Here is a 425-nt window from a genome sequence, read left to right on the forward strand (position 1 = left end):
GTCGTCAGCCAGCCATGCAAGGCGGCATCGTCCACCCCGGCGGGCAGGCGCAGTATTACCCCCTGGTTCCAGTGGCCGGGCTTGGCGAAGCCCTGCTCGAAGAACCAGTGCTGGATGGGATGGAGCGGGAACTCCCCTGTCAGGCAGCCCTGCTCCGTCTGGTGATTGACCGCCTGCTGCTGGCCGAGCTGACGGCAGAGGCGGCGCACGGTTTTGGCCTCGAACACGTCCTTGACGCTGCAGTGCAGCCCCGCATCCCGCAGCCTTGTGGTGAGCTGGATGCTGAGGATGGAATCCCCCCCCAGACGGAAGAAGTCATCCTCCACCCCAAGCGGCTGCTTGAGCACCCCCTGCCAGATGGCGAGCACGGTTTGCTCCAGCTCGCTTTGTGGCTCGCGCTTGCTCTGTTGCCAGTCAATGGCGGG

Annotated in this window: 1 protein-coding gene; it reads right to left on the reverse strand. The window is 65.4% G+C overall.

The genetic code is table 11. The features are described 5' to 3' along the window. Nucleotides 1-425: phosphopantetheine-binding protein (locus tag AAC083_RS23115; protein WP_258224689.1), on the reverse strand; the 425-nt coding region annotated here is incomplete at both ends.

This window comes from Aeromonas sp. HMWF014 (assembly GCF_963878295.1).
GTDB lineage: Bacteria > Pseudomonadota > Gammaproteobacteria > Enterobacterales > Aeromonadaceae > Aeromonas > Aeromonas popoffii.